At 70.3% G+C, this 5767-nt stretch carries 5 protein-coding genes; all 5 read left to right on the top strand.

Annotated features, from left to right (window positions below):
• The first annotated feature begins 331 nt into the window (after positions 1 to 331).
• Complete coding sequence (locus tag GT354_RS13235) at positions 332 to 1408, top strand: fumarylacetoacetate hydrolase family protein (protein WP_202511842.1); 1077 nt, start codon at positions 332 to 334, stop codon at positions 1406 to 1408.
• 67 nt (positions 1409 to 1475) lie between these two features.
• Positions 1476 to 1982, top strand: a complete 507-nt coding sequence (locus GT354_RS13230; RefSeq protein WP_161356505.1) for a VOC family protein — start codon at positions 1476 to 1478, stop codon at positions 1980 to 1982.
• A 385-nt stretch (positions 1983 to 2367) separates the two neighbouring features.
• Entirely contained in the window at positions 2368 to 2634 is a 267-nt protein-coding gene (locus tag GT354_RS13225; protein ID WP_161356504.1) for a hypothetical protein, read from the top strand.
• A 418-nt stretch (positions 2635 to 3052) separates the two neighbouring features.
• Positions 3053 to 4630 carry an AMP-binding protein gene (locus GT354_RS13220; protein WP_202511841.1) on the top strand — a complete coding sequence of 526 codons (1578 nt, stop codon included), beginning with the start codon at positions 3053 to 3055 and terminating at the stop codon, positions 4628 to 4630.
• A 678-nt stretch (positions 4631 to 5308) separates the two neighbouring features.
• A partial coding sequence (locus tag GT354_RS13215; protein ID WP_161356502.1) for a hypothetical protein occupies positions 5309 to 5767 on the top strand: 459 nt, incomplete at its 3' end.

Below are 5767 nucleotides of genomic sequence, written 5' to 3'. Positions count from 1 at the left end.
CGCGGCGACCCGGTGCCCGGGCGTGCGGTCGAGCAGCGTGCGGCCGGCCTGCCACGCGAGCGTGACGCTGTCTTCGTCCGGCGCGGAAACGGCGGCGCGGGTGCGGCCGTGTCCCTCCCGCCAGGGGGGAACAGTCGTGACCGCGTCCACGAGGGCGGCGCTCAGTTTCATGGGGGTTACCTCCGGCCGCGAATTTAACATGCGTGCGCACGCATCACAAGACATGCTTGCGCACGCATGGCGGCTGCTATCTAATGAGGCCACCCCGACGGGCCGAGGCGTGGCAGCGTCTTGAAACATGGGAGAAACGCACCGAAGAAGGAGATACCGCATGCGACTGGGTTGCCTCGACGGCGAGGCCGTACTGGTGCGCGAGACCGGGACCGACGGAGCGGGCGAAGCGAGCCGTATCGACGACGAACGCGAGGGCCGCCCGGGCGACCCGACGACGCGCCGCCACGAATACGCCGCCCTCGCCGGCCCCTCGGCCGGCCGCTTCGCGACACCCGACCAGGTCTACGGCGACTGGGCCGACTTCCTCGCCTGGATCACCGCAACGAACCACGCGAACGGCCTGAACAGCGCGAACAGCGCCGACGGCACCGGCAGCAGAACGAGTCGGGCACACGGCGCAACCGACACGTCCTCCCCCGCCGCAACGGCCGCCCTGCGTTGGCTCCCGCTGGATCTCGACCGTCTCCAGGCCCCGGTGCCCCGCCCCGGGCAGGTCTTCGGCGTCGGCCTCAACTTCCACAGCCACCTGGTCGAGGGCGGCCGGGCCGGCGAGCACCCGCTGCCGCTGACCTTCACCAAGTTCCCCAGCAGCGTCACCGGCCCCTACGACGACGTCGAGATCCCGTTCGACGGCGTCGACTACGAGGTCGAACTCGTCCTGGTGATCGGCCGGCACGCCGACCGGATCGCCGCGGCCGACGCGTGGGACCACGTCGCCGGTGTCACCGTCGGCCAGGACCTGAGCGCGCGCGGCGTCCAGCAGGGCGGCCAGCTGTCGCTCGCCAAGTCCTTCCGCGGCTTCGCCCCGATCGGCCCCTGGGTGCGAACGGTGGACGAGCTCGCCGACCGCGACAAGCTCGGCCTGCGCTGCCACGTCGACGGTGAGCTGCTCCAGGACGGCTCGACCGCGGACATGGTCCACACCGTCCCCGAGTTGCTCGCCTTCCTGTCCACGGTCACCGCGCTGCGGCCGGGCGACATCGTGTTCACCGGTACGCCCTCCGGGGTCGGCTTCTTCCGTGACCCGCAGCGTTTCCTGCGCGCCGGCGACGTCGTGCGCAGCGAGATCGACGGCGTCGGCGTGATCGAGAACCGCTGCGTCGAGCCCGAGACGGCCGGCGCGTACGACGACGCGTTCCGCGCCCTGGCAGTGCGCCCACCCAAGCCGGCCTGACCCACCCGGGTCGCCCCGACCATCCCGACGAGCCCGCAACGACACGTCCACCGAACAGGAGCACGCCATGCCCGTACCGGTCGCGATGAACCACCTCGCCTACCAGACGCTCGACCTCCCCGCGACGCACGCGTTCTGGACCCAGGCCGTCGGCGCGAAGCTCGTCGGCGCAGTGCGTCAGCAGTCCGCCGTCACCAGCAGCGGCGAGGAGATGGCGCCGTTCCTGCACGTCTTCTACGAACTCGCGAGCGGCGAGTGCATCGCCTTCTTCGACGTCGCGAAGGCGTACGAACCGGTCCCCGACGGCCTCGAATGGTGGGCCCGGCACATCGCCCTCTCGGTCGACTCCGCCGAAGACCTCGCCGCGATGGCCGAGCAACTGCGCGCGCACGGCACCGAAGTACGTGGGCCGGTCGACCACGACGGCCTGTGGCTCTCGGTGTACTGCTTCGACCCCAACGGCGTCCACGTCGAGATCACTCACCAGACGCGCGCATTGACCGAGGCGGACGCCGACGAAGCACAGGCCATGTACGACACGTGGCTGGCCGACCGCGCCGCCGGTCGGGTCTGACCGATCCCATGCCTCCGCCCGGCACCTCGGCACGTACGACGAGGACGCCGACCCAACGGGTTGTCGGCGCGACGAAGCCGATGAGGGTGAGCGAATCAATCCCGAGGAGTCGAACGTCGCGGCGGCCGTCGAGTGGCGGATCGCGCGACTGGACGAGTACCTGGACTCGGCGGCGTCGCGCGCGTTGGATCCGTACCGCACGTGAGGCGGGGTGGGAGCAGGGGCGGGGCCGACCGCCGGAGCGGCCGGGGCGGCCGGCCCGGCTCCCGTGCCGTCCGTCGGGTGAATTCGGCCCCCTCCCGGCCGGCCTTGCGCGCCGTGCCGCGTGCGCGTCGCGAGCATGGGATCCGCCGCCGAGTGGCGGCGTGGACATCGGAGGTCAGCTGTGAGCGACGACACCATCCACATCGTCCCCGCCGAAGGTCAGAACGCCCAGGACGTCGCGAAGGTCCTGTCCGGGGCCGCGAGGGCCCAGAACATCGAGGACACCGTCCGTGTCGACGGGGATCGGGTCCTCCTGGCCCGTGCCTTCGCCCCGGAGGCGCCGTCCCTCGCGGGATTCCCGCCGGAAAGCGCGCAGTACCGGTTGTCGGAGCCGATCGAACTCGACGACCGAGGAGACGGGCCGCAGATCGTCCTCTCGACGAACTGACGGACGGGAGCAGTCGCGCCGGCCGGGGCCCACTACCTCGGCCGGCACGGGCGACGGCCACGTTCCCGTTCGCCGCTACCGCTCGGCGCCACCACTCGATGCCACTACTCGACGCCGTCCGAGCGCCGTCCGACGCTGCCACCTACGACAACCTGTTTTCGCCAAATCCTTGACGTCGTCAAAAACCCTTGTCTATCGTTCCCGTGCCGACATGGGTCGCGTGCGTCTGCGCGTCGCCTCGTCGGTGCCACACCTGCGGTCCCGGACGGGCGGACCGCGACCGGCCGGCCCCGCACGACGCGCAGCACGACAACGGCGTTTCGGGCCCGACGTCGCGGGCGCTCTCGCGTGGCCCCCGGACCGGACAACGAGCACAGGGGATCACCATGGCGGTCGGCACGAACTGGGGTGTGGTGGCGTGAGCGGCGACGGCCTCGCGGACAGCGGCGCGATCGAGGGATTTCAGGTACACGGGCAGGACATCCCGTGGTTGCTGCGGCACTGGGCCGAACACCGGCCCGAGCACCCGGCGTTGGTCTGGGAGCCGGCCGACGGCGAGCGCCGCACCTGGACCTACGTCGAACTGCTGCGTGACACCGAGCGCTTGGCCGCCGGGCTCGTCGGGCGCGGCATCGGGCGCGGCGACAAGGTGCTCGTACACAGCGAGAACTGCCCCGAGATGGTACTCGTGTGGCTCGCGTGCGCGACCGTGGGCGCGGTCGCGGTGACCACGAACACCCGGGCCACGCCGAGCGAGATCGCCTACTTCGTCCAACAGACCGGCAGCGTCGCGGCAATCACCCAGCCGCGCTTCACCACCGCGCTCACCGAATCGGGCGTCACGCTCGACTGGGTCGCCGTCATCGGCGGCGAGGGGGGCGGCAACGGCGACGCGTTCGACACCCTGTACGGCGAGGTCCAGGCGTGGACCGGTCGGCCGATCGAACCGATGCTGCCGTTCGGCATCATGTTCACCTCGGGAACCACCAATCGTCCCAAGGGCGTGGTGCACACACACGCCAACGCGATCTGGGCCGCTCGGTCGGGACCGCGCAGCATCGATCTGGGGCCGGACGATCGCTATCTCGTCTACCTGCCGTTCTTCCATGTCAACGCGCAGAGTTGGTCGTTCTTCTCGGTACTGGGTGTGGGCGCGACGGCCGTCCTGATGCCCAAGTGGTCGACGAGCCGATTCTGGGACGTGGTCGCGCGCAACGAGATCACCCACATCTCGGTGATGCCGTTCTGCTTCGGCACGCTCGCCGCCAAGGATCGGCCCCGAACCAAGCTGCGGGTGGGCGTGTTCGGTCAGGTCGCGCCCGCGCTCGACGCGATGCTGGGCCTGGCGGTGTACGCCGCCTTCGGGATGACCGAGACGGTGACCCACGCGATCACCGGCAAGCCGTCGGAACACCTGCCCGCGCGTTCGATGGGCCGGCCCGCGCCGGGGTACGGCTTCGCCGTGGTCGACCCGGACAGCGGACGGGTGTGCGCCGAGGGCGAGGTCGGCGAACTGTGGCTGCGCGGTGAGCGCGGCGTGCAGCTCTTCCTGGAGTACTACGGGAACCCGCAGGCCACCGAGGCCGCGTTCGAGGGCGAGTGGTTCCGGACCGGTGACATGGTCGTGCTCGGCGCCGGCGGCAACGTCTTCTACCGCGAGCGTGACAAGGACCTGCTCAAGGTGGGCGGCGAGAACGTCTCGGCCCGGGAGGTCGAGGACGTGATCACCGGTGTCGGCGGGGTCGGTTCGGTCGCGGTGGTCGGCAAGCATCACGACTTCCTGGACGAGGTGGTGGTCGCGTTCGTGATCCGCACCGCCGACGCGCCGGACGAGGGCACGTTGGAAAAGACCGTCCTGGACCTGTGCCGCGAGCGCCTGTCGGACTACAAGGTGCCGCGCGCGGTCTACTTCGTCGACGCGTTCCCACTCGGCACGCTGGACAAGGTACTGAAGAAGAACCTCCGCGAGATGGCCGACGAACGGCCGGGGGTCTGACGCGGGCGTCGGGGTGGTCGCCGCGGCTGTGGGACCACGGCGAGGGCATGGCAACCCCGCACCACTCCCGCGCTCCAAGCTCGCCTGCGCGCCACGCTTCGCACCTCCCTCGCCTGCGCGCCACGCTTCGCACCTCCCTCGCCTGCACGACACGCTTCGCGCCGCCGCACCCACCCGACCGGACGGCTCCGTCACCTCACCGCCCGCACGTGAGGGCGATGGAGCCGTCCGAGGCCGACGCCCACCGGCACCCGACGGCTCGTGAGACGCGTCCCGTGCCGTTTCCGACGGACGCCCGGTGTTGAATGGCCGTATGGGAACAGCGAATCGCCGGCGGCGGCCCGGAATCGGCCTGCCGCGAACGATCGTTGTACTGAAGACTCCGCACGGATGGCGCTACACCGCCGTCACCACAGCCGGCGGAATGCTCTGCGGCTCCCTCCCCCACGTGCCCGCGGGCGCCGCACCGGCGGAAGTCCGAACCGCGGCCGCTACGTTGCTGCAGGACGTGACCCGTGACCTGCACGGCCGATCCGTTACCGTCCACTGGAACGACTTGCCGGACCCGGCAGACTCGTGGACCGGAACCGTACACGTCCTCTCGGACCCCTGAGCAGACGACCGCACCGAACACCGGTCGCGGTGCGCCCGGTTCGTGTCGATCGACGAGGGAGTGCCGTGGATTTCGGAGCGCCGATACCACCCCGCAGGCTCGGGCCGTTCGCGTTGACCGAGGAGGGGATCGCTGCCCTGTTGGGTCGGTACGAGTTCGGGGACTCGTGCGTCCGGCGGGTCGTACTCGACCAGGAGTTCGGCCCACGCACGCGAGGGCGCGCGGCTCGGGTCGTCCTCGACGTGCAGCTTCGCCGCAAAGACGCCTGCTGGGAGACCGTCTGCCTGGACTTCGAGGGGGTTTCGCGATTCCGGATCGACGAGAGTGACGGCTTTTCCTGGGTGCTGTTCGATCCTCCGATGTTCTCTCGTTTCGACGACGACACGTTGTATGTGGATTTCTGCGCCGAGTACTTCGACGGCCCGCGGCCGACGGACGCGGAGCAGGTGTTCGAGTGGTCGAAACTGGTTTTCGCGGTGAAGAGCGGCTCGTGGAGCGTGCTCGCAGACTGGCAGACGGTGGCG

Origin of the sequence: Streptomyces sp. SID3343, from assembly GCF_009865215.1 — a bacterium.
Lineage (GTDB): Bacteria > Actinomycetota > Actinomycetes > Streptomycetales > Streptomycetaceae > Embleya.
The sequence above is the reverse complement of the archived record's forward strand: the minus strand, read 5'-3'. Positions and strand labels throughout refer to the sequence as shown.

Coding starts and splice junctions, on each gene's coding strand:
- GT354_RS13235 (WP_202511842.1), top strand. CDS start 332: ATGCGACTGGGTTGCCTCGACGGCGAGGCCGTACTGGTGCGCGAGACC.
- GT354_RS13230 (WP_161356505.1), top strand. CDS start 1,476: ATGCCCGTACCGGTCGCGATGAACCACCTCGCCTACCAGACGCTCGAC.